Origin of the sequence: Bradyrhizobium sp. STM 3566 (assembly GCF_045571445.1) — a bacterium.
Taxonomy (GTDB): Bacteria; Pseudomonadota; Alphaproteobacteria; order Rhizobiales; family Xanthobacteraceae; genus Bradyrhizobium; species Bradyrhizobium vignae.
Genome location: NZ_CP120692.1, coordinates 6,862,170 through 6,886,724 on the forward strand (window position 1 = coordinate 6,862,170; position 24,555 = coordinate 6,886,724).

The following is a 24,555-nucleotide window of genomic DNA, read 5'->3' on the forward strand; positions in this document are numbered from 1 at the left end:
GCTCCTCATCCTGCGTGCGCCGCCTGCAAACGGCTATCGACAATGCCTCAAGTTGACATTCTCTATCCCTGCAAATGCAATGCCGTCGCAAACTGGACTACGTGACTGGGCGAGTGCCAACTAGGCGGCAATCATCGAGCCCGTAGATACGGTGTTTCGGCTGTCCCTTCCCGGATGGATTAGCCATGCGAGGGGTGATGACAGTTCTCGCTGGTCTGCGACAACGGAGGCGCAACGCTCAGGATGGCTTTGTCGCAAAGCCTACAAACCCTGGAAGGCCAACGGCGCCCGCGCCACAAATGTACTTGGCATGAAACCCGTCGTAGGTTTTCCGACAGCTTCTGCAAAATCGGCAGCTCTCATCGCGAGTAATCGCGTTGACTCACTAAGTCGACCGCCATCGCACGCAGGCTGTCAATGTCAGCCAAAACAATTTTGATATTCGAATATTCCTTGTTTGCTGCTCCCCGCACCGCGCCTGCTGCGCAAGGCCTGGCCTTCAGATTGACGAGGGGGACGTTGACGAAAACTTCAATGATGACCTGCGTCGGTCATGTATAGAGGGCTCCTGACGACGACCGTTCTCGATCCGTTCGTCCAGAGAATTGAACTCAATCAATCCTAAGGCGGTTCAAACCAGCGGTATCTTTTTTCAGATAGCAATGCAACGCGGTCGGGCGGAAGCAATTAGTTGTCCCTCAAAAGCCCTTGACACAAGAGGCAACGCCATCTTCTTTCAGGAGACCATGAATTCTCTTCTCATCGGCGAGGTCGCGCTTTTGCGTTCCGCTGCCGTGAAGTCCCGTGCAATTCACCTTAGCGGAGCAGCCGCGGATCACCGGACGTGTTCTCAACCGGGCAACTGATGATCGCCAAGCTCGGCAGCACGGGCGTGACGATCTCAATGCGTAGGGAGCGCACCGCAGGCTGCTTCGCTCGCTACACTGAGCCAACCCGGATTGATTTTATCATCATTGCTTGGCCATCTGGGCATCAGCAGCGCCGGTGGGGTTGAGCTCGGTGCCAAACTTCGCGCGGCCGGAGCTCGCATCGGCACGATGATCGGACGCGATCGCGACATAGACCGCCGGCAGCACGAAGAGCGTGAACAGCGTACCCACGGACATGCCCGCGACGAGCACGAGTCCGATCGAGAAGCGACTCGCCGCGCCAGCTCCCGTTGCGGTCATCAAGGGTATGAAGCCCGCGACCATCGCCGCAGTTGTCATCAAGATTGGACGCAGTCGGACGCGCGCCGCCATCTCAATAGCCGAGCGACGGTCAAGTCTCTCCCTGAGCTGCAGCTCATTGGCGAACTCAACCATTAGGATGCCGTGCTTGGAAATCAACCCGACCAGTGTCAACAGTCCCACCTGGGTGTAGATGTTCATCGTCGCCCAGCCAAAGAATGGCGGAATCAAGGCGCCGACGATTGCCATCGGCACGCTGATTAGGATGATGAGGGGATCGCGCAGACTTTCGAACTGTGCCGCAAGCACCAAGAATATGATTATGAGTGCAAATGCAAAGGCAATGGCCAGTTGGTTGCCCTCGTGCACATATTGGCGCGCCTCGGCGAGGAAATCGTGGCTGAAACCTGCGGGCAGTTTCTTCGCCTCCGCTTCGAGGAAGTCCACAGCCTGACCGATCGTGACGCCGGGCATCGGCACGGCCTGAAAGGTCGCGCAGTTGAGCTGGTTGTAGTGGGTGAGCGCGTTCGGATCGACCGCAGTCTCGATGGAGACTACTGTCGACAGCGGGAGCATCGACCCCGCCGCAGTTTTCACATAATAGCTCCCGATTGCTTGCGGCACCAAGCGTTCCTCGCGTGGCACCTGCGGGATCACCTGGTAGGAGCGGCCCTGCAAATTGAAGCGGTTGACGTAGTTTCCGCCAAGTAAGGTGGCGAGCGCGTTTCCGATGGTCTGCATGGTGATACCAAGCTCGTTGGCCTTGGATCGATCAACCTTGATTCGTACCACCGGCTGGTTGAATTCGAGGTCGGAGTCGCTCACCACGAACAGACCGCTCTTCCGCGCGGCTTCCTTCAGCTTCGACATCTGCTCGTAGACGGATTGGAAGTCGAGCGTCGAATTGATCACCATCTGCACTGGTAAGCCATCCGAGCCGCCGGGAAGTGGCGGCAAGCTAAAGGCAAACGCGTTGATGCCTTCGATTTTGGACAGCTCGGCCTGGACAAGGGACTTTAGCACGATCGATGATCGCTTGCGCTCGTCCCATGACTTGAGCAACATGCCGGCCATGCCACTCTGCTGGCCGCCAACGCCATTGAGCACAAAACTTAAATCCGTCTCTGGAAATTTCTGCAACGCGTGTTCGAGCTTGGTGCCGTAATAGTCGAGGTAGTCGATATTGGCGTATTTCGGCGCCTTGGTTACAGCGAATACGATACCTTGATCCTCCTCAGGTGCGAGCTCCTTGGAAGTATTCATATAGAGAAAGGCGACAAGGCCCAGCATGGTCAGCGCAAACAGGCCGGTAATCGGACGATAGTCGAGCGAGCGGTCAAGCTTGCCACCGTACCATCGTGTCATGGTGCTGAACCCGCGGTTCACAATGCTTGCAAACCGCCCCCCCTCAGCGCGCCTGAGAAAGACCGAGCACATCATCGGCGACAGCGTCAAAGCGATCACGCCCGACACGATCACCGCTCCCGCTAGCGTAAATGCGAACTCGCGGAACAGCGCACCAGTGAGGCCACCGAGAAACCCAATTGGGGCATATACGGCGGCTAAGGTAATCGTCATGGAGACAACGGGGCCGACGATCTCGCGCGCGCCCCTTATAGCAGCCTGTAGAGGCGGCGCACCGTCTTCTAAATGGCGATGAATGTTCTCCACCACAACGATCGCGTCATCAACCACGAGACCGATTGCGAGAACCATTGCAAGAAAAGTTAGGAGATTGAATGAAAACCCCAGCGCCAGCATCATGCTGCAGACACCAACGAGCGAGAACGGAATAGTGACCACAGGAATGATGACAGACCGCAGCGAGGCCAGGAACAGGAAGATTACCACCACCACGATCACGATGGCCTCGATGAGCGTCTTCTCCACTTCATCGAGCGACGATTGAATGAATTTGGTGGAGTCATAGGCCACTTTCATCTTCAGTGACGGCGGCAGGTTGCGCTCCATTTCTGGAAACAGCGCCCGAACGCCTCGCGCTATGTTTAGCGGATTGCCTTGCGGGCTTGCTCGAACGCCGACAAAGACCGCGTGCTCGCCGTTCATCGCGACGCTAGTGTCTGTAGTCTGCGCGGCAAGCTCGACTACCGCAATGTCCTCCATGCGCACAAAGCCACCGTCATTGGATTTGACGATCATGCGCTTGAAGTCATCCACACTCCGCAGATCCGTGTTTGCAGTGACATCGGAGATAGTGAAATGACCCTTGGTCTGGCCCGCCGCGGCCTGGAAGTTGTTAGCGGCGATTGCAGCCGAAACTTCAGCCGGCGACACGCCGTACCCTGCCATTTTCGCGCTATCGAGCCATAGCCGCATCGCAAAACTCTGGCCGCCCAGAATGTCTGCCGCTGCGACGCCGTCGACGGTTGACATAACAGGTTGCACAACGCGCGAGAGGTAGTCGGAGATCGCACTGGTCGCCAGTTCCTCGCTGGAAAAGGCGATATACATGACAGCGGTGGCCTGACCGGTCGACTTACTGACGACCGGATCGTTTGATTCCTTCGGGATTAGGTATTTGACTGAGTTGATCTTCGAGAGCACCTCGGTGAGCGCTTCGTTGGGATCGCAATTGAGCTTGATGTAGACTTGGATCGTGGAGGTACCGAGCACCGATGAGGAACTAATGTAGTCGACGCCCTCGGCGGAAGCGACTGCCTGCTCTAGCGGAGTGGTGATGAACCCCTGGATCATGTCGGCAGAGGCCCCAGGATAGGAAGTCGTGATATTGACGACCGTATTAGATAGCTTGGGATATTGCCGGATCGGCAGGACGGCGGCCGCGCGAAAGCCGATCAGTAAGATCAGGCAACTGACGATGATAGACAATACCGGACGTTTGATGAAAAGCTCGGTAAATGCCATCTCGATTCGCATTTCAAAAGGGGGAGGCAAATTCGCCGCAACTCGTAAAGCGGCAATGATGACCAATGCGGGGGCTGTGCTAGAGCCCCCGTATGAGGGACGTGCTGTTCGCTACTCTAAGGGCTCGCGAGCGCGGACGCCTTATCCTTCGCTTCCATCTTCGTCGCTCGAGTGAATGCTATTCCGTTGCTCTGATATGGCAGATCGCGATCTCGATGGTGGGCACTTTGTATCAAGCCCCTGTCTTCTTGCGTGCTATCGACCAAAGGTCCGACACCTGATCAAGCGCTCATAGCAATGCATCAGTTCAGGTTGCACTGACTCGCAGACCGAATGATCCAGGTTCGACATCGAAAGTACAAGCGATCTGACGCCTGCTCAACTCTACAAAGGTAAATGGGTGATATAGCTTGAGGTGAAAAGCACTATACCAACGTTTGTCGAATTGGTTCGCTGATCGCCATTGCGCAAGTCGTGATGTTGCAGGACACAAAGTTCTCGGCCCCACGATATTCCGTGTGGAGCCATCGGCATAGCGCAGCGCCAGATCCCGTCGCGGATTGCAGGTGACGGCGAACTCGGATGGTGTGTTTTCCATCCGAGCTGCGAGGGGTCGCGTATCGTTGTGGTCGGCCCGCCAATGTCCGAGTTCGACCCTGGCCTGGGCCAGCGAAGTGAACAGGGTCGCGTTCAAAAATTCCTCTTTGCTCCCAAGTGGCTCAAATTCTCAAGGGCTACCAAGTTTTATCTTCGAGAAGTAACGAAGGGCACCTACCAAAATCGGTTGGTCCCGTCCTCATCGGCGACTCTCTAAGCTGGGTCTTTGCCTTGAAGAAATTGGAGACACCAGCATGTCCAGACACGTGCGCGTTGCATGAACAAGAATGATAGGCCAAACACACATTAGAGACGCAAGGATGTGGGCGGAGTAAATCCAGACTGAGCGCGATAGAAGCAGTCCGTTGGAAAGATTATCCGAGACCTCAAAAACGCGACAGGAAGTACCGAAGAATGGGGGAGGGTCATCCCCTTGGCGGAGACAATTGCATCAAGACAACAGCGGACGGAATTCAGCCAGGCAATGCCCTTTTCTTCCTGGGTGTTGCTGGTGATTTCGGAAGCAGTGCGGACGCGACTCGGCGTCGCTTGGTTGCGCTGGAGCAGACGCTGTCCCTACCCCGCCCGCACTGCCAGTTGAACTTAGCAGAACTTGACCCAGCGCTTGTCCCGCACGCATACACAGGGGCAGCGCTGTCCCTCCAACCCAGCTAGTTGCTCCAAACTCAGCTTCAACCGGTGGCAAGAAGCTGATCGGGAGCTTATCAGCTCGCAAAAAGAGCAAAATCGAGAGAACGAGAAGTAATTCGTGAGTTAGAAGCGGTGCGAACGCGGCTCGGCGCCTTTCGGTGGGGGGCATCATTAGGCACTATTTTGCCGCAGTGCAATGAGCTTAACGGAAGCGTGACTCGGCACACGGTGGTCCTTCAGCTCATGCGCTGTCTCTGCCACGCCCCGTTAAACCCAACGAATCTTTTATCGAGGCTAGCTTACCGAAAGCTGACAGAGCTGCGCAGCAATTTGCAAAACGAAAGGCCCAGGATTGGCCATTCGAACCCGAATACGTCGCGCCGCTTATTCGACACCAGGAAAACGGGATCGAACATCAGCAGACCAAGATCAAGCGTCCTTGGACCAATGGTCAGGTCGAGCGCATGAACCGCACGATCAAGTAAGCGACCGTCCAACGCTACCATTACGATCTACACGATCAGCTCGAAGCTCACCTACGCGCGGCGGCTGAAGACCGGCTTCACACCCTACGAATACATCTGCAAAAGCTGGACGTCCCAGCCAGAGCGATTCAAACTCAACCTGCTCCAGCAAATGCCGGGACTAAAGACCTAGAGCTCTGGCGAGGCCCGGAGTTTCCACTCAGGTATGCGCTAGATGGAGAGGGTGCGCACCTTCCCAGCGGTATCAATTCCGCACAAGCAAAGCCATTGGCTCCTCTCTTTTTCTTCGCCTGGGCATCCGATTGCACGACGAGCTCACAGGGCCCGTTGCACTTAGTTTTCATCCGAGCAGGATGCTCGAAATGATCAGCTCCCCCAACGTCTTGTCCATTGGCCCCAGCGCAGGTGCGTGCACCTGGTTGAGCTGCGCGATGGCTTAAAGGTTCGATCGTGCGGGATGTCAATCGCAACTTTTCGTTGCATACGAATCCAGACAAGGCGATCTTACGTCTCGCGCGAGTACTTGCGCGTGTGGCCGCGAGGGAAGATCATGAAAGACAGCTCACCGATGGAAGCGATAAGGAAAAGGGCGACGATCTATGCTCGATTCTCAACCGATCTACAGAACGAGAGATCGATTGAGGATCAGCTTTCACTTTGTCAGAGCTATGCCGAGCGCGAATGCTTGACTGTTGTCAGTACCCATGAAGATCGGGCTCGTTCAGGTGGGTCTGTCATGGGCCGCGAAGGCCTTTTGCGGATGTTGGACCAAGCGCGGGAGAAATCCTTTGACGTGGTGATCGTCGAAGCGCTCGATCGCCTCTCTCGCGACATGGAAGATCTCGCTGGCATTCATAAGCGGCTGTCATTTCTCGGGATCGAGATCCGGGCGGTTCACGAAGGCGTCGTTAACACGGTGCTGGTCGGCCTTCGCGGCCTGGTCGGGCAACTCTATCGCGAGGACAACGCTCACAAAGTGCGTCGTGGCCAAGCAGGGCGGGTCAAGCAAGGTTTGGCGGGAGGTGGCCTGACATACGGATACGCCGCTGTCGCGGGAAAAAGCGGCGAACGGGTAGTCCTCGAGGCCGAGGCACAAGTGATCCGGCGCATCTTTCAGGAATACGTGGACGGTCGAACGCCTCGCGAGATCGCACACGATCTCAACAAGGAAAGGGTATCACCTCCGCGAGGGCGCGCATGGAATGCTTCAACTATCAATGGCAACGTTGAGCGCGGCGCCGGAATTCTGCAGAACGAGCTTTATGTAGGACGCCTCATCTGGAATAAGGTCAGGATGGTGAAAGATCCCGACTCGGGAAAGCGCCTGTCACGACCTAATCCGAAGAGTGACTGGCAGGTTGCTGAAGTGCCGCATCTTGCGATTGTCAATCCAGAACTATTCACTGCTGCCCAGCAACGCAAAGGGGAGCGCAGCCACGGCCACCCCAGCCATCAACGTCGGGCCCGTCGGATGCTATCTGGCTTACTCCGTTGCGGTTCATGCGGCTCGGGTATGGCAACGAATGGGCGCGACAAATCGGGGCGCGTGCGTATTCGCTGCTCGGCATCGACAGAGAGCGGCACATGTCCTGATGGCAAGACTTTCTATTTGGACACAGTCGAGAGTGCGGTTCTCAGTGGGTTAAAGGCCGAATTGCGCGCGCCGAAGGTTATTTCGGAATACGTACGCACGTATCTCGAGGAGCGGAAGCGCCTCGCGGCTTCATCCAATGCAAAACGGCACCGCCTAGAGCAGCAGCTTGGGGAACTAAACCGGGAAATCGAACGACTGGTGGATGCGATCGCAAAAGGACATGGCGATCCATCCGTTCTCGGGCCGCGATCGACGGCCTTAGATGCCCAACGAAGGCGGATATCTGAGGAGTTGCAGAGTGAACCGCTCGCCCCGAAGGAAGTCGCGCTGCATCCGGCCATCCTCAAACGATACGAGGAGCAGCTCGGCCGGCTTGAAGAAGCGCTAGCAAAAGGTGCTAGTGCGGGCGACGGAGAGGCCGTCGAAGCCATCAGAGACCTGGTCGACACAGTCACTGTGTTCCGCGATAAAGCCCGGCCCGGTGGTGTAGCCGTGGAGATAGCAGGCCGGCTAAATGCCCTGCTTGGGGAAAAGGCCTATCCCAACCAAGTCAAAGGAGTGTGGGGAAAGGTGGTAGCGGGGGAGGGACTCGAACCCCCGACCCCAGGATTATGATTCCCGTGCTCTAACCAGCTGAGCTACCCCGCCACAGGGATCGCGGCGGCGAATAAGGCCGATCTCGCGAACGCGCGGCATATAAGGAAGGGGGCGGCGGGCTGTCAAGCAAAGTAGCCGGCGAGGCCGGCTGATTTAGCGATCGAATTCGCTTGTTTCAGGCTTCAGACTCGCGCTGAGTCCCCTCACCCGAAATCTGTGCAGGATTTCGGCCTCTCCCCGCGCGCGGGGAGAGGCAAAGGACGAGACCCCTATTTCGGTCTCACATTGGGGTCGCCACCGGGGCTGCCGGGGGGCGGGATCACCGGGGTATTGGCGCCGGTGTCGGGGGCCGGGGCGTGCATCTCGGGGTCGATGCCGGAGGGCGGGCAAAGCACGCCCTCCGATTTGGCCAGCTTGTCTCCGAGCGGTTCCCGGGACTGGCCGGTGGTGGTGCCGTCGGACTGGCGATTCGGACGGTCCTGCGGGGTGCAACCCGTCGCATGTTGCGGGGATGGCGGCGCGGTCTGTTGCTGCGGCGTCGCCGGGGCGGGCGGGGCCTGCGCGATCGCAGCGCCTGAAGCGGCGATCAGGAGGCCGACCAGAATGATGTTTGATGTCGTGCGCATGAGAGAAAAACGCGCGCGGTGGGCGGGCTGTTCCGCTCCCAGAACATTACGATTTGCGGTAGCGGATCAGCGAGAAGTGGCCCATCGGCGGCATGGGGCGGCGCTCGGTGAGGGTGATGCCGCCGTGCTTGGCGGCCCAGCCCTCGAGGCGGGCCCACGGGAATTCCGGGCGCCAGCCGAGGCGGCGGGCAATGGGGGCAAAGGCGAGCTCGAACAATTTTCGAGGGCCGTCTTCGGCGCCGATGTGGTTGACGAGGATCAGCTCGCCGCCGCGCTTGAGCACGCGCACGAACTCGTCGAGCGTGCCTTCGGGATCGGGCACGGCGGTGATGACATATTGCGCGACCACCGCGTCGAAGGCGTTGTCGGGGAAGGCGAGGTTCTTCGCATCCATCACCGAGAGCACTTCGACATTGGAGAGGCGCAGCGCGCGCACGCGCGCCTGCGCCTTGCGCAGCATCGGCTCGGAGATGTCGACGCCGCAGATCTTCGTGGTGCGCGCGTAGTCCGATAGCGACAGCCCGGTGCCGACGCCGACGTCGAGGATGCGGCCGCCGATGCGGTCGGCTTCCGCAATGGTCGACTGCCGGCCGGCGTCGAACACCTTGCCGAACACGAGATCATAGACCGGTGCCCAGCGGCCATAGGCCCTCTCGACCCCGGCCCGCGAGATGTCTGCTGCCATGCCCCCTGCCCTTCTTTACCTCTCCCGGAGGGAGAGGTCGGATCGCATCGACGATGCGATCCGGGTGAGGGGTTGCGGTCTGAATGACAGCTGCGGCCCCTCACCCGGATTGCACGGGACGATGCTTCGCATCGCCAGGCGCAATCCGACCTCTCCCCGTCGGGGAGAGGTAAACCCAGCCCAATCAGTTGCGCTAGATTTCGTCATCCCTCAGCCGCGGACTGCTTCCACCAGTGGCCTCGCTGCATCGTTCGTGACCTTCGCCGCGGCGCTCTGGATAAAGCCGCCGCCGAGCACGCGGGCCTGGCCGCCAGGTGCGTCGTAGAACACGCAGGCCTGTCCCGGCGAGACGCCTTCCTCGCCGGCAACGAGCTCGACCTCGTAATGGCCATTGCCGCCGCGCAGCCACGCTGCCTGGGGGCTGCGGGTCGAGCGCACGCGTACGAACATTTCGAGGCCGCCGCCGATGGCGCGGTCGATGTCGCCGCCGCCGATCCAATTGACGTCGCGCAAGCTGATGCGGTGCATCTTCAGCGCATCGCGCGGGCCGACGACGACGCGGCGGTGCGCTGCATCCAGCCGCACCACGAACAACGGCGAGCCGGAGGCGATGCCAAGGCCGCGGCGCTGGCCGACGGTGAAATTGGCGATGCCGTGATGCTGACCGAGCACGCGTCCATCGAGATCGACGATGTCGCCGGGATCCATCGCATTCGGGCGCAGGCGCGTGATGATGTCGGTGTAACGGCCCGTCGGCACGAAGCAGATGTCCTGGCTGTCGTGCTTGTCGGCGACCGCGAGCCCAAAGCGTCGCGCGAGCTCGCGCGTCTCGGGCTTGGTCATGTCGCCGAGCGGAAAACGCAGGAAGTCGAGCTGCTCCTGCGTGGTCGCGAACAGGAAATAGCTCTGGTCGCGGTCGCTGTCTGCCGCGCAAACCAGCGCGCGCGAGCCGTCGCGCTGACGGCGCGAGGCGACGTAATGGCCGGTGGCGAGCGCCTGGGCGCCAAGCTCGCGCGCGGTCTTCAGGAGGTCGCGGAATTTGACGCTGCGGTTGCACTCGATGCAGGGCACCGGCGTCTCGCCAAGAGCATAGGAGTCGGCGAAATTGTCGATGACGGACTCGCGGAAGCGGTCCTCGTAATCGAGCACGTAATGGGGAATGCCGAGCTTGGCGGCGACGTCGCGGGCGTCGTGGATGTCCTGGCCGGCGCAGCAGGCGCCCTTGCGGTGGGTAGCCGCGCCATGGTCGTAAAGCTGCAGCGTTATGCCGACGACGTCGTAGCCCTCAGCCTTCAGCAGCGCAGCCGTCGTCGAGGAATCGACACCGCCCGACATGGCGACGACGACTCTTGTGTCCTCGGGACGGCCGTCGAGATCCAGACTATTGAGCATGGGCCCTAAAGCGTTGTGACGGCGGCGTAGCGCGATCCGCGATTGCTGTGCCTTCTCGCGGGACATCGGCAATCCCCCGGAACTTTAGTTCCCGAAGAGCACGACTGCCCAAGTCGAAAGCGGTTGAGAGTAACCTCTTTAATATAGGCGGCATTCCGGTGAAGCAATCACGCGGGCAGCCGGCTTTGGGCAATTCTTGCCGAGGCGGCAGAAATGGCGGGGCCGCAGAGCGCTGCCCGGCTGCCGCCGCAAATCGTCAAAATGTTGATTTTGCTAGATAAACTGACGCGAAGAGACGCTGGCCCGCTCCTTGCTACCACTTGTCCGAAGTTGCTTCCAAGGGGTTGCCTGTGGTTGGTCGTACGTCAGATGTCGTGGCAAGCGCGCAAGTCCAAAACGCGCAGCAAAAACCTGCCCGCTCACAGGCGCCGAAGGACGCGTCCGCGACAGACTCCTTCGGCTCGCTGGTCGACAGCAACACCCAGGCGATCAGCAACAATGCGCAGGCGCAGGACAGCGCGCCGCGCCGGAGCGATTCCGCGTCATCCTCGACTGCATCCGACCGGAGTTCACGCGACACCTCGTCCACGGACCAGCCTGCGCAGAGCAAGGCGAGCGACGATACCGATACGCCCGCGCCGGCGAAGAATGACAAGAGCGATGCGACCAGCGATCCGGCCAAGGACGCGGGCAAGGACGCCGGCAAGATCAAGAACAAGTCCGAGACATCGGACGCCAAACCGGCGGACAAATCCGACGAGAAGGCCGACAAGACCGAGGGCACCGACGCCCTCACCGCCGCGGCCGATGCGGCTGCCGCCGTGGCGGCCGATGCGGCGCAGACTGCCCTGCCCGATCCCAGCGTCGTCGTTGCCGCGCCGGTCGTCCCAGTCGATCCGAATGCGGCTGCGAGCCAGGCCGGCGATGCCGCCGCCTCACCGTTGACGATCGCCGCGGCAGGTCTAGCCGCCAGTGCCTCCACTGCGGCGCAGATCGCCGGCACCAAGACCGATACCGCCACCGCCGGCGACAAGAGCGCCAAGGCTGCAGGTGCCAAGGCTGCAGGTACCAAGACTGCAGGCGCCGAGGTCGATGCCGGCACCACGACGGCGCTCGGCGAGATCGCGACCGGCACGAGCGAGGCCGCCGCGACCGATGCCAAGGCCAATGGCGGGCTGATCGCCGTCGTCAGCCAGGGCACGCCAAAAACCTCGTTCAAGGCCGCCGCCACCGCGCAGGCTCAGACCGACGTCTCGAATATCGGCCAGGACGCCGGCAAGGCGAACGCCGCGACGACGCAGGCTCCGGCAACAGCGACCGTGACCGCCTCGCATGCCCAAGGCGTCAAGCCACAGGCAGATGGCGGAGCGACCGACGCGAAGGCAGGTCCCGCCGATCCGACACAAGGCGCGCCGGCCGCGCCCGCGCATGCGGGCACGCAAGCCGCTGCCGCCCCGACGGACACCAGCGCACAAGCCGCTTCCGCCGTACAGGCGCCGCTGACCAACACGACCTCGGCTGCCACGGCATCGACCGCGACGCTCACCGCGACCGCGGCGACCCACACCGCCGTGCCGATCAGCGGCGTGCCGATCGAGATCGCAGCCGCCATTCGCGCCGGCAAATCCCGGTTTGATATCAGCCTCGACCCGGCCGAGCTCGGCCGCATCGACGTGCGCATCAATGTCGACCGCAACGGCCAGGTTACCTCGCACCTCACCGTGGAGAAGCCGGAGACGCTGCAAATGCTGCGTCAGGATGCGCCGCAATTGCAGCGCGCGCTCGACGATGCCGGCTTCAAGACCGGCAACAACGGGCTGTCCTTCAGTCTGCGCGACCAGAATTCATCGGGACAGCAGTCCGGCCAAAACAACGACAATGGCAATGCCCGCCGGCTGATCATCAGCGAGGACGACAGCGTTCCCGCGGCGCCCGTCGGGCGCGGCTATGGCCGCATGCTCGGATCGAGCGGCGGCGTCGACATCAGAGTGTGAGGAGTATTCGACAATGACCACCACGAATGCCGCCACCGCCCCGACGCCCGTCTCCGGGACGACCGACATCCCGAAATCCTCGTCGAGTTCGTCGATGAGCTCGACCACGGGGTCGACGCTCGCCGGCAATTTCCAGACCTTCCTGACGCTGCTGACGACGCAGCTGCAGAACCAGAACCCGCTCGATCCGCTCGACACCAACCAGTTCACCCAACAGCTGGTGCAGTTCGCCGGCGTCGAGCAGCAACTCAAGACCAACGATTCGCTGTCGCAGCTCGTCACCCTGCAGCAGACCACGCAGGCGACCCAGGCGCTGGGCTTCGTCGGCAAGACCGCCCTGGTCGACGGCTCGACCGCGACGATGAAGAACTCGTCGGCGACCTGGCATCTCAACGTGCCCAGCGACTCCACTGTCGAGATCACCATCGCCAATTCCAGCGGCCAGACCGTGTTCACCGGCAAATACACTGCCGCCGCCGGCACCGACATCCCCTTCACCTGGAACGGCATGGGCAATGACGGCACGCAATGGCCCGACGGCAAGTACACGATCTCGGCCACGGGCAAGGACATTGCGAACGACAATGTCGGCATCGCCGCGCAGGTGCAGGGCGTGGTGTCGTCGGTCGACCTGACCCAGTCGCCGCCGCTGCTCACCATCGACGGCGCCAGCTACACGCTGAGCCAGGTCAAGAGCATCATCGCGAGCAGCAATTGAGGCTCGTAACACCTCTCCCCGACGGGGAGAGGTCGGATTGCGCAGCAGTCCGGGTGAGGAGCCGCAGCGTCCGGTGAGAGCGTAACCCCTCACCCGGATCGCATCTTCGGATGCGATCCGACCTCTCCCTCCGGCCCTCCGGGAGAGGTGGATCAGAGTTCCGGGCTCGCGCCGAGCCCGCAAAAGCCGTTCGGCGTTAGTAAAGTATTTACCTTCTGCATTGCCCGGCCGGCCTTTCAGCGCGCCGGGCCGGCCGCGTTCCCGCAAGTTTCAACGAGAATTGTATTGAAGCCTTAGGCTTAGCGGATTTTTAAGCCGCGAGGCGTAGGGTTACGGCGTGAGTTCAGTGGTTGAGAGTTTGTGAGTACGCCATGACAGAACCCCATCGCCCGAGGGTAAAATACGTCATCGGGCCGGACGGCAGTCCGTTGACGATCGCGGATCTGCCTGCACCCGGCACCAAACGCTGGGTCATCCGCCGCAAGGCCGAAGTCGTCGCCGCTGTCCGTGGCGGACTTCTCTCCCTCGAGGAGGCCTGCAGCCGTTATACCCTGACGGTCGACGAATTCCTCTCCTGGCAGTTTTCCATCGACCAGCACGGTCTGGCGGGTCTTCGCACCACCCGCATCCAGCAATATCGCCAGTAAGCGATCCGGAAATCTGCGGCTTTCGACGAAAATCGGCCTCGCCCTGCGAGGCCGATTTTTTTCATGAGGCAGTTTTGTCCGACCTCTTAATCTTCGTTAACCATATGGAAACCATCACCTAGGCAATAATTGCCCAGTCGGCCTTTCCGGTGAAAGCAGCCGAATCTGTGGGGCGGTTGCTTGCAAGGGCTTGCGGACTTTCTGAAGAGTATCGGTGCCGCCCGGTTCGGGGCGATGATCGCGGTCACTGCCGCGCTCATCGGCTTCTTTGCCTTCGTCATCATGCGCGTCACCACGCCGCAGATGACGACGCTGTTCACCGATCTGTCCGTCGAGGATTCCTCCAGCATCATCAAAGACCTGGAACGCCAGGGCATCCAGTTCGAAATCCGCAATGAGGGCTCCATCATCATGGTGCCCAAGGACAAGGTCACCCGGCTGCGGATGAAGCTCGCCGAGGGCGGCCTGCCCAAGGGCGGCGGTGTCGGCTACGAGGTGTTCGACAAGTCCGACGCCCTCGGCACCACCTCTTTCGTCCAGAACATCAATCACCTGCGCGCGCTGGAAGGCGAACTCGCCCGCACCATCCGCGCCATCGACCGCATCCAGGCCGCCCGCGTCCATCTGGTGCTGCCCGAGCGCCCTCTGTTTGCGCGCGAGGCGCCGGAGCCGTCGGCCTCGATCGTGGTGCGCGTCCGCGGCTCGCTGGAAGCCCAGCAGATCCGCGCCATCCGCCACCTCGTCGCCTCCGCCGTCAACGGACTGAAGCCGCAGCGGGTCTCGATCGTCGATGAGGCCGGCCAGCTGCTCGCCGATGGCGCGGCGACCGATCCGGAACAGGCGGTCGGCGACGAGCGCCGCATCGCCTTCGAAAAGCGGATGCGCAAGCAGGTCGAGGACATCGTCTCCTCCGTGGTCGGCTCGGGCCGCGCCCGGGTGCAGCTCTCCGCCGATTTCGACTTCAACAAGATCACCCAGACCTCGGACAAGTTCGACCCCGAAGGCCGCGTGCTGCGCTCGAGCCAGACCCGCGAAGAGCAGAGCATGACGGCCGACAACAACGGCCAGGTCACCGTGAACAACGAGCTGCCCGGCAACCAGCAGAACAACGGCGTCGCGGCCAAGGACCAGAGCAAGAAGACCGAGGAGACCAACAATTACGAGATCTCCCGCACCACCAAGACCGAGGTGACCGAGGCCGGCCGGGTCAACCGCATCTCGGTCGCGGTGCTGGTCGACGGCATCTACACCAAGAACGACAAGGGCGAGCTGGCCTATCAGGACCGCACCAAGGAGCAGCTCGACCGCATCGCTGCGCTGGTGCGCTCGGCGATCGGCTTCGACCAGAAGCGCGGCGACCAGGTCGAGGTTGTCAACCTGCGCTTCGCCGACGCCCCCTCCACCGCCCCGATCGGTGAACCCTCAGGCTTCCTCGGCATGCTGCAGTTCACGAAGGACGATGTCATGTACTTCGTCGAGCTCGGCGTGATGATGCTGCTCGGCCTCGTCGTCCTGTTCCTGGTGATCCGCCCGCTGGTCAAGCGCATCCTGGCCTCCGACGAGGTCGCCGCCGCCATCTCCGGCGTGCTGACGGGCCCAGCCGCCTCGGAAGAGGCAGCACCGGCAGCTGGCCAGCCGCTGCTGCCGAGCGGCGCCGCCAGCGCCATCGACGTCGCCACCATCCAGGGCCAGGTCCACGCCCAGTCCGTTCATCGCGTCGGCGAACTCGCCGAGCGCAACCCCAACGAAACCGTCGCCATCATCCGCCAGTGGCTGACCGAGCCAGCCAAGTAACAGCCAAGCGAATCAAGAAGTGATCTGACATGGCCGCCTCTTTGCAAAACGCCAACTCCAACGACATCACCAGCGTGATCTCAACGCTCGGTCAGCGCGCCGGCAACCGCGCGGGCGGCGCCAAGACCGAAGGTCTGACCGGGCCGAAGCGCGCCGCGATCCTGATGCTGGCGCTCGGCGAGCAATATGGCGGCAAGATCTGGTCGCTGCTCGACGACGACGAGGTGCGCCAGCTCTCGCTGGAGATGTCGACGCTCGGCACGGTCGAGGTCGACACCGTCGAGGACATGCTGCTCGAATTCGTCTCGCGCATGTCGGCTTCGGGCGCGCTGATGGGCAATTTCGACGCCACCGAGCGCCTGCTCCAGCAATACCTGCCGCCGGAGCGCGTCAACGGCATCATGGACGAGATCCGCGGTCCCGCGGGGCGTAACATGTGGGAGAAGCTCTCCAACGTGCAGGAGGAGGTTCTCGCCAACTATCTCAAGAACGAATACCCGCAGACCATCGCGGTGGTGCTGTCGAAGCTGAAGCCGGAGCATGCCGCCCGGGTGCTCGCCATCCTGCCCGAGGAGCTCGCGCTCGACGTCGTCAACCGCATGCTGAAGATGGAAGCGGTGCAGAAGGAGGTGATCGAGAGCGTGGAAAAAACGCTGCGGACCGAATTCATGTCCAACCTGTCGCAGACCCGCCGCCGCGACGCCCACGAGGTGATGGCGGAGATCTTCAACAACTTCGACCGCCAGACCGAGACCCGCTTCATCACCTCGCTGGAAGAGGACAACCGCGAATCCGCCGAGCGCATCAAGGCGCTGATGTTCACCTTCGACGACCTCGTGAAGCTCGATTCCGGCTCCGCCCAGACCCTGATGCGCAACGTCGACAAGGACAAGCTCGGCGTCGCGCTCAAGAGCGCGAACGAGGACGTCCGCAACTTCTTCTTCGGCAACATGTCCTCGCGCGCGGCCAAGATGCTCCAGGACGACATGGCGGCGATGGGCCCGGTCCGACTTCGCGACGTCGACGAGGCCCAGGCGCTGCTGGTCAACCTCGCCAAGGACCTCGCCGCCAAGGGCGAGATCATGCTGACCAAGAACCGCGCCGACGACGAGCTGGTGTACTGATGGCCGCTCCGGCAAAATTCTTGTTCGACACCGACTTCGCGGCCCCCGAGCGGTCGACGCACGAGAAAGCCGCGACCGCAGCCGAGATCGCCCAGAAGGTCGCGGAAGCCGAGGCGCGCGCCTATCAGGACGGCTTTGCCGCCGGCCAGCGCGAAGCCAAGGCCGAGAGCGACCGCCGCGTCGCACTCGCCATGGAAGAAATCAACATCTCAATTCGGGGCGTCGCCTCGGGCATCGGCAGCATCGAGACCAAGATGGAGACCGAGGCGGTCGAGGTCGCCGTCGCGGTGGCGCGCAAGCTGTGCGCCGATCTCATCGCGGCCGAGCCGCTCGGCGAGGTCATCGCGCTGGTCAAGGACTGCTTCTCGCATCTGGTCGCGACGCCGCATCTCGTCGTCCGCATCAACGATTCGCTCTACGACAGCGCACGCGAGAAGATCGAGCGGCTCGCCAAGCAGAGCGGCTTCGAGGGCCGGCTGGTGATCCTGGCCGAGCCGGACATTGCCACCGGCGACTGCCGGATCGAATGGGCCGATGGCGGCGTCGTGCTGGAGCGCGGCGCCATCGCGGCCAAGATCGATGAAATGGTCGGACGCTATATCGCGTCCCGCAGGGGGAGCTAAACCATGAGCGACACTGACGGACAGGTCCCGCTGCCCGATCTCAATGGGCCGATGCCGCCTGCCGGCACCGACATCGGCTACAACGAGGACGAATATGCGGCGCGCGCGGCCGCCGACCTCGAAGCGGTGTTCGACGTTCCCGTGCAGGTCTCGGCCGTGCTCGGCCGCTCCAAGATGGACGTCGGCGAGCTCCTGAAGCTCGGACCGGGCACCGTGCTCGAGCTGGACCGCCGCGTCGGCGAAGCCATCGACATCTACGTCAACAACAAGCTGGTCGCCCGCGGCGAAGTCGTCCTGGTCGAGGACAAGCTCGGCGTAACCATGACGGAAATCATCAAGGCCGAACGCGGCTAACACACAAGGACATGACGCGCGGCAGCGCGGACAGACGGACAGGAGACTGACATGCGGCTTCTCATCGTTGGCACATTGAAGGGCCAGCTCACCACCGCCACCAAGATCGCGATGGAGAACGGCGCCACCGTGACCCATGCCGAAGATCACGAGCAGGCGATGCGCGTGCTGCGTGGCGGCAAGGGCGCCGACCTCCTGCTCGTCGATGTCGCGCTCGACATCCGCGACCTCGCGCTGCGGCTCGAGGCCGAGCACATCCACGCTCCGATCGTCGCCTGCGGCATCACCAACGACGCCCGCGCCGCCGTCGCCGCGATCCACGCGGGGGCCAAGGAATACATCCCTTTGCCGCCGGATCCGGAGCTGATTGCCGCGGTGCTGGCTGCCGTCGCCAACGATTCCCGCGAGCTGGTCTATCGTGACGAAGCGATGGCAAAGGTGATCAAGCTCGCCCAGCAGATCGCGGGCTCCGACGCCTCGGTGATGATCACCGGCGAATCCGGCACGGGCAAGGAAGTGCTGGCCCGCTACGTTCACTCCCGCTCGGCCCGCGCCAAGCGGCCCTTCATCTCGATCAACTGCGCCGCGATCCCCGAGCATCTCCTGGAGTCCGAGCTGTTCGGCCACGAGAAGGGCGCCTTCACCGGCGCGGTCGCGCGTCGTATCGGCAAGTTCGAGGAAGCGACCGGCGGCACGCTGCTGCTCGACGAAATCTCGGAGATGGACGTCCGCCTGCAATCGAAACTGCTGCGCGCCATCCAGGAGCGCGTGATCGATCGCGTCGGTGGCACCAAGCCGGTGCCGGTCGACATCCGCATCGTCGCGACCTCGAACCGCAACCTGGCGGAGGCCGTGCGCGAAGGCACGTTCCGCGAAGACCTGCTGTTCCGCCTCAACGTGGTCAATTTGAAGATCCCGCCGCTGCGCGAGCGACCGGCCGACATCCTGGAGCTCGCCCAGCATTTCGTGAAGAAATACGCCGACGCCAACGGCGTGCCGCTGCGCCCGATCTCGGCGGAAGCCCGCCGCGTGCTCTCCACCAACCGCTGGCAGGGCAACGTCCGCGAGCTCGAAAACACCATGCACCGCGCCGTGCTGATGGCGCAGGGCGACGAGATCGGACCCGACGCGATCATCACTCCGGACGGCGACCGTCTCGATCTCGCCAGGACGCCTCCGGCCGTGGCGCATGCGACCATGGCCGCCGAGCAGGTGACGCGCGCGCTCGTGGGCCGCACCGTTGCCGACGTCGAACGCGACTTGATCTTGGAGACGCTGAAGCACTGCCTCGGCAACCGCACCCATGCCGCCAACATCCTCGGCATCTCGATCCGCACGCTACGCAACAAGCTCAACGAATACGCCGACGGCGGCATCCCGATCCCCCCTGCGGGAACGCCGGGTGAGTATCCGCGGATGCCGATGGTGGGGGCGTGACCGGCTACGATCGTCGAGAGGATACGAATGCCCGGGCTGGTCCCGGGCATTTTGTTTCGTGCGTCCACCGGGAAGGTCTCGTAGATGGGGGAGCGGGCGGCCTGGTTGGTCGGCCCGTTACCCCATCTACGGGAGCTGAACACATGGCCGCACCGCATCCGGCGACTATGTCAGGCGTGCGCCAGGCCCTATAACCCCGCTCGACAACCACGCGAGGGACCACATGTCTGAAGCTCAAATCACGCAATGGCTGGCGTCGCAGAAGCAGGCCATGATCGACCTGCTGCGCGACGTCGTGAACATCGATTCCGGGTCCTAGGACAAGGAAGGCGTCGATGCGGTCGGGGCACGATTCGAGCGGCATTTTGCCGAGCATGGCATTCCTTTTCGGCGCGAGGAAAACGACAGCTTCGGCGATGCGATCCATGCCGAGGTGGCCAAGCACGGCAGCAACGAGAAGCCGGTGCTGTTGATGGGACATCGCGACACCGTGTTCGGCAAGGGCGAGGCTGGACGGCGTCCGTTCACGATCCGAGATGGCCGCGCCTATGGACCTGGTGTCGCCGACATGAAGTCCGGCCTCGTCATGAACGTGTTCGTCGCAACAGCCTTCCACAAATTCGGCGGCGCACCGCATCCGATCAAGGTGCTGATCACCTCGGACGAGGAGATCGGCTCGCCTTCCTCCCGGCCCGTGATCGAACGCGAGGGACGCGCCGCGCGCGCCGTGTTCAATTCCGAGCCTGGCCGTCCCACCGGGAATGTGGTCACAGGACGTAAAGGCGGCATCTTCATGCATCTCGCCATCACCGGCAAGGCCGCGCATTCCGGCGCGAACTTCGCTGCCGGCGTCAGCGCGATCGGCGAGCTCGCGCACAAGATCGTACAGATCCACGCGCTGACCAATCTGGACAAGGGCATCACGCTCAATGTCGGCCTCGTCTCGGGCGGTCAGTCCGTCAACACGACGGCGCCTTACGCCGAGGGCCAGATCGACCTGCGCTACGTCGATCCGGCAGATCGGGCGACCGTGATGGCCGCGATCGAAAACATCGCCGCGACGTCGTACGTGCCGGGCACGAGCGCGACGCTCACCATCAAGGGCGAGTTCGTGCCGGTGGTGCAGAGCGCGGAGTCGAAGGCGCTGTTCGAGAACTACCAGGCCGCGGCAAGACAGGTCGGCCTCACCACGCTGCAGGGCGAGTTCTCCGGCGGCTGCGCCGATTCCGGCTTCACCGCCGCAGTCGGCACGCCGACCATCTGCGGCCTCGGCCCGGTCGGCGGGCTCGCGCACACGCCGGAGGAATATCTAGATATCGACAGCATCGTCCCGCGTGCGCAGGCGCTGGCACTGGCGATTTTGCGGGGGTAGCCGTTGCGCGCTCGCTCGTCATGCCCGGCTTGATCCGGGCGTGACGGTCGAGAGAGCCGCGCGCCACATTCGCCGCGCGCGGTCACCTCACGAATAACTCGGCGCGTCGGGCTTGCGGAAGATGTGAATGGGATCGCCCGGCACGATCGGCTGGCCCGAGAACATCGTGTAAGCGTAGAGCGCGAGATAGACGATCGCGAGCGCACCAATGGCGTAGAAGAACCAGGTCGCCACGCGCTTCATTGTCCCGCTCCATTGCCGTCCCGATGCGGAAGGCTCTGGGCGCTTCTAGAGCGGTGTCAGGGAAAAGGCCAGCCTCTGCGCCGACAGCCCGCGGCGATCAAATGCCGCGCCGGCTGCGTGCGGGAAGGCTGACATCTGCGAGCCTGGCCGCATCTTCGTCCTGATCGACCGCCACATATTGGCCGTGCCAATAGGCCAGTGCAGCGGTGCGAGCCGAGCTCCTGATGTTCCTGACCTGTCCGATGACGATGCCGTGCGAATGGCGTTCGACGATCTCCTCGACTTCGCAATCGAAGGCCGAGAGCGCGCCGACCAGGAGCGGGACACCCGAGACCGCCGTCACCCACTGACTGCCCGCGAATCGATCGGCACCCTTGAACCCACCCTTGCCGGCAAAGCGCTCGGCAACATCGAGCTGGTCGGCATTGAGGATGTTCACGCCGAAGGCACCATGCCGCTTAATCAGCGGGAAGGACGAGGCGTCGCGATTGATGCTGACCAGCAGCGTCGGCGGCTCGACCGACAGTGACGTCACCGAGGTCACGGTCATGCCGGTGATATCCTTGCCCCGCCCCGCGGTGATGATGCTGACGCCGCCGGTGAGGTGGCGCATGGCGCCGCGGAAATCGGCGGGCGAAACGGGGATTTCAGTCATGAGATCGCGGGGCACTACATTCATGGCATTGCTCCCCGAAATGGGGTTCCCTCTATTTAGGTACGATCGTCCGCCGACAAAAGGTGGCTCAGAATCGAGCCTTCGAGGCCGGCCAGCTCGGCCGAACCACGCTGGCGCGGCCTGCCTGCATTAACCACGACATCGTGGGCGATGCGGCCGTCCTCGATCACCAGCACCCGGTCCGCCAGCGCCACCGCCTCGGAGACGTCGTGGGTCACCAGGATCGCGGTAAAGCCCTGGTCGCGCCAGACCCGCTCCAGGAGGCGCTGCATCGAGATCCGGGTCAGCGCGTCCAGGGCGCCGAGCGGCTCGTCGAAGGCGAGCACGCGCGGGCGGGACACCAGCGCGCGCGCAAGCGCGACGCGCTGCTTCTGGCCGCCCGAGAGCAGCGAAGGCCACTGGTCGCGTTTGTCGGCGAGGCCGACCTCGGTCAGCGCCTTCTCGGCGCGGGCATGCGCATCCTTCGACGCACGGTCGCGGCCGAGGCCGACCTCGACATTGGCCAGCACGCGCGCCCAGGGGAGCAGCCGCGGCTCCTGGAACATCACGCGGATGTCTTCGGGCTGGATGTCCTGGCCGAAGCTGATGCTCCCGGCATCGATTTTTTCCAGACCAGCGATGAGGCGCAGCAGGGTGCTCTTGCCGCAGCCGCTCTTGCCGACGATCGCGACGAACTGGCCAGCGGGAATGTGAAGATCAATGCCGCGCAGCACCTCGTTATCGCCGAAGGATTTGCGCAAGCCCCGGATGCTGAGCGGCAGGCCGCTGGTGTGAACAGGGCGCTCTTCGCGCACCACGCGGGCATGTGGCGCGAAATTGGAGCGGCTGGCGAGCTCGGTCTCGGAAAGGGAGGTGCGAAGCGCTGTCTGCATGTGAGTCCCAGTGTTTCTGCTCAACGTTTCTGGAAGGCGGGGTGCCAGGCGAGCGTCGCCCGCTCCAGCAGGCGGGAGGCGCTGTCGGCGAGCTTGCCGAGCAGGGCGTAGATCAGGATCGAGAGCACGACGACGTCGATCAGCATGAACTCGCGCGCCTGCATCGCCATGTAGCCGAGGCCTGACGAGGCCGCGATCGTTTCCGCGACGATCAGCGTCAGCCACATGATGCCGAGCGCGAAGCGGATGCCGACGAAGATCGAGGGCAGCGCGCCCGGGAAGATGACGCGGCGGAACAGTTCGCCATCGGTCATGCCGTAGATGCGACCCATCTCGATCAGCTGCGGATCGACGGTGCGGATGCCGTGCAGCGTGTTGAGGTAGATCGGGAAGAACACGCCCAGCGCCACCAGGAAGAGCTTGGCGCTCTCGTCGATGCCGAACCACAGGATGACCAGCGGGATCAGCGCCAGATGCGGCACGTTGCGCACCATCTGCAGCGTGGTGTCAGTGAGCTTGGCCGAGAGCTGCGACAGGCCGTTGGCGAGGCCGAAGGCGAAGCCGATGCTGCCGCCGATCAAAAAGCCGACCGAGGCGCGCCAGAACGAGACCCAGATGTTGCGGACGAGCTCGCCGGAGAGCAGCAGCTTCCAGCCGGCCAGCGCGACGTCGCTAGGCGCAGGCAGCACGCGCGTCGGCACGAAGCCGGTGACGCAGGCGATTTGCCAGATCGCGATGACGGCGAGCGGCAGGATCCACTGGATCAGGCCGTCCACGCGCGGCAGGCGGATGCTGCGGGGAAGCGAGATGCTGTCGATGAGGCTCATGATTGCGACACCCGATGCTGCGGACGGAAATCGCTGCCGACGGTCTCGCCGAAGGGGCCGCCGTTGAAATGCAGCCTGGTCACGTTGCCGGGCTGATCCAGCGCGAGCAGCGGAAACACCAGCTCGGCGAAGCGATAGGCTTCCTCCAAATGCGGGTAGCCCGACATGATGAAGGTATCGATGCCGAGGTCCTGATACTCCCGAATGCGCGCCGCCACCGTCTGGGCGTCTCCGACCAGCGCCGTGCCGGCGCCGCCGCGCACGAGGCCGACACCGGCCCACAGGTTCGGGGCGATCTCGAGCTTGTCGCGCTTGCCGCCATGAAGCTGCGCCATGCGCTGCTGACCGACCGAGTCCATGCGGGCAAAGTTCTTCTGCGCCAGCGCGATGGTGTCGTCGCTCATGTGCTTGATCAATTCGTTGGCGGCGCGCCAAGCCTCCTCATTGGTCTCGCGGACAATCACATGAAGGCGGATGCCGAATGACAGCTTGCGGCCACGCGCGGCCGCGACCTCCCTCACCTTCGCGATCTTCTCGGCGACCAGCGCCGGCGGCTCGCCCCAGGTGAGATATTTGTCGACGGTGTCGACCGCGACGTCGATGCCCGCATCGGACGAGCCGCCGAAATAGAGCGGCGGCCGCGGCGACTGCACCGGCGGGAACAGCAACTTGCCGCCTTCGACATGGATGTGCTTGCCTTCGACGTTCACGGTCTTGCCGGCAAGCAGGTCGCTGTAGACGCCCAGGAACTCGCGGGTGACCTCGTAACGCTCGTCGTGAGCGAGGAAGATGCCGTCGCCTTTGTTCTCGACGGGATCGCCGCCCGTGACCACGTTGACGAGAAGCCGGCCATTGGTGACACGGTCGAGCGTCGCGGTCATGCGCGCCGCGACACTCGGTGACTGCAGGCCGGGGCGCACGGCCACGAGATAGCGCAGGCGCTCGGTGAACGGCGCGACTGAGGAAGCGACGATCCAGGAATCCTCGCAGGACCGCCCCGTCGGCAGCAGCACGCCGAAATAGCCGAGCTGGTCCGCGGCCTGCGCGATCTGGCGCAGATAGTTGAAGTTGACCTCGCGCCCGCCGATGCCGGTGCCGAGATAGCGGCCGTCACCGTGCGTCGGCAGGAACCAGAGGATGTTGGCGCTTGCTTGCTTACTCATGACTGTGC

General features: G+C 62.8%; 18 protein-coding genes, 1 tRNA gene and 3 pseudogenes. 11 read left to right on the plus strand and 11 right to left on the minus strand.

Features of this window, described 5'->3' with window-relative positions:
- Positions 1–971 precede the first annotated feature (971 nt).
- Together P6U27_RS32570 and P6U27_RS32575 are read right to left on the minus strand one after the other, a co-directional pair.
- A complete protein-coding gene (locus P6U27_RS32570; RefSeq protein ID WP_407194525.1) occupies positions 972–4,076 on the minus strand; it encodes an efflux RND transporter permease subunit in 3,105 nt (1,034 codons plus the stop codon).
- Positions 4,077–4,593: 517 nt separating this feature from the next.
- Positions 4,594–4,782, minus strand: a pseudogene (locus P6U27_RS32575) (integrase core domain-containing protein); the annotation flags it as partial.
- Positions 4,783–5,722: 940 nt separating this feature from the next.
- Here P6U27_RS32575 and P6U27_RS32580 point away from each other — a divergent pair.
- A pseudogene (locus P6U27_RS32580) lies at positions 5,723–5,981 on the plus strand (integrase core domain-containing protein); the annotation flags it as partial.
- A 378-nt stretch (positions 5,982–6,359) separates the two neighbouring features.
- Complete coding sequence (locus P6U27_RS32585; protein WP_407194526.1) at positions 6,360–8,018, plus strand: recombinase family protein; 1,659 nt, start codon at positions 6,360–6,362, stop codon at positions 8,016–8,018.
- On the opposite strand, the gene P6U27_RS32590 is transcribed toward P6U27_RS32585, so the two are convergent.
- The 4 genes from P6U27_RS32590 to mnmA all read right to left on the minus strand — a co-directional run bounded on the left by P6U27_RS32590 (position 7,975) and on the right by mnmA (position 10,703).
- A tRNA-Met gene (locus P6U27_RS32590) sits at positions 7,975–8,051 on the minus strand. The two genes, P6U27_RS32585 and P6U27_RS32590, sit on opposite strands and share 44 nt — an antisense overlap.
- Positions 8,052–8,269: 218 nt before the next feature.
- Positions 8,270–8,626: a hypothetical protein gene (locus P6U27_RS32595; RefSeq protein ID WP_122405536.1), complete on the minus strand. Its 357-nt coding sequence runs from the start codon at positions 8,624–8,626 to the stop codon at positions 8,270–8,272.
- 46 nt (positions 8,627–8,672) lie between these two features.
- A complete protein-coding gene (locus tag P6U27_RS32600; protein WP_122405537.1) occupies positions 8,673–9,311 on the minus strand; it encodes a class I SAM-dependent methyltransferase in 639 nt (212 codons plus the stop codon).
- 210 nt (positions 9,312–9,521) lie between these two features.
- Positions 9,522–10,703 carry a tRNA 2-thiouridine(34) synthase MnmA gene (gene mnmA, locus P6U27_RS32605; RefSeq protein ID WP_407194527.1) on the minus strand — a complete coding sequence of 394 codons (1,182 nt, stop codon included), beginning with the start codon at positions 10,701–10,703 and terminating at the stop codon, positions 9,522–9,524.
- A gap of 350 nt (positions 10,704–11,053) precedes the next feature.
- On the opposite strand from mnmA, the gene P6U27_RS32610 reads away from it, so the two are divergent.
- From P6U27_RS32610 to P6U27_RS32650, 9 genes and pseudogenes are all read left to right on the plus strand, one after another.
- Positions 11,054–12,697, plus strand: coding sequence for a flagellar hook-length control protein FliK (locus P6U27_RS32610; protein ID WP_122405539.1), 1,644 nt, complete (start codon positions 11,054–11,056; stop codon positions 12,695–12,697).
- Positions 12,698–12,710: 13 nt separating this feature from the next.
- Complete coding sequence (locus P6U27_RS32615) at positions 12,711–13,415, plus strand: flagellar hook assembly protein FlgD (protein ID WP_407193355.1); 705 nt, start codon at positions 12,711–12,713, stop codon at positions 13,413–13,415.
- Between the two features lie 371 nt (positions 13,416–13,786).
- Positions 13,787–14,062, plus strand: coding sequence for a DUF1153 domain-containing protein (locus tag P6U27_RS32620; RefSeq protein ID WP_002714638.1), 276 nt, complete (start codon positions 13,787–13,789; stop codon positions 14,060–14,062).
- A gap of 180 nt (positions 14,063–14,242) precedes the next feature.
- Entirely contained in the window at positions 14,243–15,856 is a 1,614-nt protein-coding gene (gene fliF / locus P6U27_RS32625) for a flagellar basal-body MS-ring/collar protein FliF (protein ID WP_129144637.1), read from the plus strand.
- Positions 15,857–15,885: 29 nt separating this feature from the next.
- Positions 15,886–16,980 (plus strand): flagellar motor switch protein FliG, encoded by a 1,095-nt coding sequence (fliG, locus tag P6U27_RS32630; protein ID WP_122405542.1) that lies wholly within the window; start codon positions 15,886–15,888, stop codon positions 16,978–16,980.
- Positions 16,980–17,603, plus strand: a complete 624-nt coding sequence (locus tag P6U27_RS32635) for a FliH/SctL family protein (RefSeq protein ID WP_122405543.1) — start codon at positions 16,980–16,982, stop codon at positions 17,601–17,603. Before fliG ends, P6U27_RS32635 begins: the two co-directional genes overlap by 1 nt.
- A 3-nt stretch (positions 17,604–17,606) precedes the next feature.
- Positions 17,607–17,957 (plus strand): flagellar motor switch protein FliN, encoded by a 351-nt coding sequence (fliN, locus tag P6U27_RS32640; protein ID WP_122405544.1) that lies wholly within the window; start codon positions 17,607–17,609, stop codon positions 17,955–17,957.
- A gap of 51 nt (positions 17,958–18,008) precedes the next feature.
- Positions 18,009–19,394 carry a sigma-54-dependent Fis family transcriptional regulator gene (locus P6U27_RS32645; protein ID WP_122405545.1) on the plus strand — a complete coding sequence of 462 codons (1,386 nt, stop codon included), beginning with the start codon at positions 18,009–18,011 and terminating at the stop codon, positions 19,392–19,394.
- A 223-nt stretch (positions 19,395–19,617) separates the two neighbouring features.
- Positions 19,618–20,766 (plus strand): annotated as a pseudogene (locus P6U27_RS32650) (M20 family metallopeptidase).
- 87 nt (positions 20,767–20,853) lie between these two features.
- Here P6U27_RS32650 and P6U27_RS32655 read toward each other — a convergent pair.
- From P6U27_RS32655 to ssuD, 5 genes are all read right to left on the minus strand, one after another.
- Positions 20,854–21,009, minus strand: coding sequence for a hypothetical protein (locus P6U27_RS32655; protein ID WP_164937050.1), 156 nt, complete (start codon positions 21,007–21,009; stop codon positions 20,854–20,856).
- A 97-nt stretch (positions 21,010–21,106) separates the two neighbouring features.
- The gene (locus tag P6U27_RS32660; RefSeq protein WP_122405547.1) at positions 21,107–21,688 is read right to left on the minus strand and encodes a flavin reductase family protein; all 582 of its coding nucleotides are present in this window, start codon (positions 21,686–21,688) and stop codon (positions 21,107–21,109) included.
- A gap of 32 nt (positions 21,689–21,720) precedes the next feature.
- Positions 21,721–22,557, minus strand: a complete 837-nt coding sequence (locus tag P6U27_RS32665; protein ID WP_122405548.1) for an ATP-binding cassette domain-containing protein — start codon at positions 22,555–22,557, stop codon at positions 21,721–21,723.
- A 20-nt stretch (positions 22,558–22,577) separates the two neighbouring features.
- Positions 22,578–23,384: an ABC transporter permease subunit gene (locus P6U27_RS32670; RefSeq protein ID WP_129144635.1), complete on the minus strand. Its 807-nt coding sequence runs from the start codon at positions 23,382–23,384 to the stop codon at positions 22,578–22,580.
- Positions 23,381–24,547: an FMNH2-dependent alkanesulfonate monooxygenase gene (gene ssuD, locus P6U27_RS32675; protein ID WP_122406921.1), complete on the minus strand. Its 1,167-nt coding sequence runs from the start codon at positions 24,545–24,547 to the stop codon at positions 23,381–23,383. Before ssuD ends, P6U27_RS32670 begins: the two co-directional genes overlap by 4 nt.
- Positions 24,548–24,555 lie beyond the last annotated feature (8 nt).

What these genes read in the sequence shown, in the direction of transcription:
- P6U27_RS32600 (WP_122405537.1), bottom strand. Translation starts at nt 9,311, where the DNA reads ATGGCAGCAGACATCTCGCGGGCCGGGGTCGAGAGGGCCTATGGCCGC.
- fliG (WP_122405542.1), top strand. Translation starts at nt 15,886, where the DNA reads ATGGCCGCCTCTTTGCAAAACGCCAACTCCAACGACATCACCAGCGTG.
- P6U27_RS32570 (WP_407194525.1), bottom strand. Translation starts at nt 4,076, where the DNA reads ATGGCATTTACCGAGCTTTTCATCAAACGTCCGGTATTGTCTATCATC.
- mnmA (WP_407194527.1), bottom strand. Translation starts at nt 10,703, where the DNA reads ATGCTCAATAGTCTGGATCTCGACGGCCGTCCCGAGGACACAAGAGTC.
- P6U27_RS32655 (WP_164937050.1), bottom strand. Translation starts at nt 21,009, where the DNA reads ATGAAGCGCGTGGCGACCTGGTTCTTCTACGCCATTGGTGCGCTCGCG.
- P6U27_RS32620 (WP_002714638.1), top strand. Translation starts at nt 13,787, where the DNA reads ATGACAGAACCCCATCGCCCGAGGGTAAAATACGTCATCGGGCCGGAC.
- P6U27_RS32670 (WP_129144635.1), bottom strand. Translation starts at nt 23,384, where the DNA reads ATGAGCCTCATCGACAGCATCTCGCTTCCCCGCAGCATCCGCCTGCCG.
- P6U27_RS32645 (WP_122405545.1), top strand. Translation starts at nt 18,009, where the DNA reads ATGCGGCTTCTCATCGTTGGCACATTGAAGGGCCAGCTCACCACCGCC.
- ssuD (WP_122406921.1), bottom strand. Translation starts at nt 24,547, where the DNA reads ATGAGTAAGCAAGCAAGCGCCAACATCCTCTGGTTCCTGCCGACGCAC.
- P6U27_RS32665 (WP_122405548.1), bottom strand. Translation starts at nt 22,557, where the DNA reads ATGCAGACAGCGCTTCGCACCTCCCTTTCCGAGACCGAGCTCGCCAGC.
- P6U27_RS32660 (WP_122405547.1), bottom strand. Translation starts at nt 21,688, where the DNA reads ATGAATGTAGTGCCCCGCGATCTCATGACTGAAATCCCCGTTTCGCCC.
- P6U27_RS32585 (WP_407194526.1), top strand. Translation starts at nt 6,360, where the DNA reads ATGAAAGACAGCTCACCGATGGAAGCGATAAGGAAAAGGGCGACGATC.
- P6U27_RS32615 (WP_407193355.1), top strand. Translation starts at nt 12,711, where the DNA reads ATGACCACCACGAATGCCGCCACCGCCCCGACGCCCGTCTCCGGGACG.
- fliN (WP_122405544.1), top strand. Translation starts at nt 17,607, where the DNA reads ATGAGCGACACTGACGGACAGGTCCCGCTGCCCGATCTCAATGGGCCG.
- P6U27_RS32635 (WP_122405543.1), top strand. Translation starts at nt 16,980, where the DNA reads ATGGCCGCTCCGGCAAAATTCTTGTTCGACACCGACTTCGCGGCCCCC.
- P6U27_RS32595 (WP_122405536.1), bottom strand. Translation starts at nt 8,626, where the DNA reads ATGCGCACGACATCAAACATCATTCTGGTCGGCCTCCTGATCGCCGCT.